At 34.8% G+C, this 1,895-nt stretch carries 2 protein-coding genes; both read right to left on the reverse strand.

Annotated features, from left to right (window positions below; genetic code table 11):
- Window positions 1-57 precede the first annotated feature (57 nt).
- Window positions 58-1,365 carry an HlyD family secretion protein gene (locus AC1DG9_RS26500; protein WP_172659970.1) on the reverse strand — a complete coding sequence of 436 codons (1,308 nt, stop codon included), beginning with the start codon at window positions 1,363-1,365 and terminating at the stop codon, window positions 58-60.
- Window positions 1,355-1,895: ATP-binding cassette domain-containing protein (locus AC1DG9_RS26505; RefSeq protein ID WP_477635625.1), on the reverse strand; the 541-nt coding region annotated here is incomplete at its 5' end. The genes AC1DG9_RS26500 and AC1DG9_RS26505, both read right to left, overlap by 11 nt.

Genomic DNA, 1,895 nt, shown 5'->3' on the forward strand with positions numbered 1-1,895 from the left:
CAAGAGGGGTTACTGTGCTATTCATTCATTAAAATTATTTATCAAGATCCTCCAATTCTAATCAACCTGGTATCTTAAAAGTTTTCTGAACTGATAGAATACCCTTTCAATTAACCTTAAATCCTGGGTTACGATTTCGGCCTTGCCTTTAAGCTCTTTATCAAAAATAAGACTTTTATAATGAGAAGTTTTTAGCCCTTTGGGAAGAATAACATCTACATAATAATTTCCTTTTGCATCAGGGGTCAAAGATATGTTTTGCACTCTTCCTTCTACAATACCATATTCCTGATAAGGATAATTCTCCAATTTGATGAGCACTTTACCCCCCGAATAAATTTTTCCGGAATTAGTTGCTGAGACTGACATTTTCCCAATCAGCGTTTTATTATTGATGGGCAATACAGATAAGATCGCATCCCCTCTTTTTATAAACTGATTTTCTCCCCAAAACTGCTGAAAACTTGCAATACCCTCTGTAGAAGAAACAATCAGGTAACTCTGCTCCCATTGTTTTAATGACTTTCTTAATTGTTCAAACAGCTGTAAAGTTTGAGAGGCATAATTAATTTTATCTTTTTCGGTATTTATTGTTGCGCTACTTTTTGTTTTATAAAAATTGGAGATGCCCTCTTCTGTTTGAGATATTGAAATATTGATATTTTCTAAACTTTGCTGTGCTTGTAAAAATTTAATTCTTTCACTTTCCAATTCCATTGTTGAAATAACTTTCAGACTAAACAGCTTTTGTGAGCGTTGATAATTTTTTCTTATCAGCTCGAATTTTTCAAGTTCCAAATCTTTCTGTTGTTTTAAGGTTACTATTCGCCCTCTATATTCAGCAATATTCTGGCTGGCAGCAATATGCTCTGGGGCATAGGGGCGAAATTTTGCAAACAACTTTTCATCCTGGAAGGCTTTTGCAAAGGCATTGTAGTCGCTTTGAAGCTCTCCTAATTTAAAAGCTGATATTTTTTGAACCGGAAAGGAAAACAGTTGAACTGAAGAAATAGAATCTACAATCATCTTAAGTTCCAGAATATTTTTATAATTTGCTGTAGATTGTAAAACCATTAATACCTCATCTTTCTTCACTTTTTGATGATCTTTGATGAATATTTTTTCAATCCTGGAATCAGTTCTTGCCTCCACCTTTTCGGTAGGATTCTGTGAGGTTACGATAATGGTGGCGGGCACAAATTCTGGATACCTGATCAAATAACTCATCATCAAAATCATCAAAATCGCACAAAAAATAATCACATTTCCCCAACGAAACATCCAATGCGGTGGTTCAGACAGAAGATCCTGAACACTTTCAGAACGCAGTTCTATCTGGTCTAATATGTCTTTCTTAGTTTCCAAGTTCCAGTTGATTTTTGATTAATCTATAATACTCTCCCTTTTTTGACACCAGTTCGGCATGATTGCCTTCTTCTACAACCATCCCCTTGTCCAATACAATAATTTTATCTGCATGTTTTACTGTAGACAATCTATGGGCAATAACAATTGCAGTCTTCCCTTTAAAAAACTGCTCTAAATTTTCTATAATTATCTTTTCGTTATTGGCATCTAATGCACTTGTAGCCTCATCAAAAAAGATGTAGTCGGGTGATTTATAAACCGCCCTTGCAATAAAAATCCGTTGTTTTTGACCACCACTTACTCCCAAACCTTCGTTACCAATCTTAGTATTATAACTCAAAGGCAGGCTTTCTATAAACTCCTTAATATTGGCAATATCAATTGCCTTTCGTAGTTTTTCTTTATCTACAATATCTTCACCAATACCTATATTATTGGCAATAGTATCATCAAACACATGGCTTTCTTGCATCACAACACCACAGTGACTACGCCAAAACCTGGGCGAAATATTTTTCATGTTGGTG

The organism is Pedobacter sp. 05L430 (assembly GCF_056397585.1).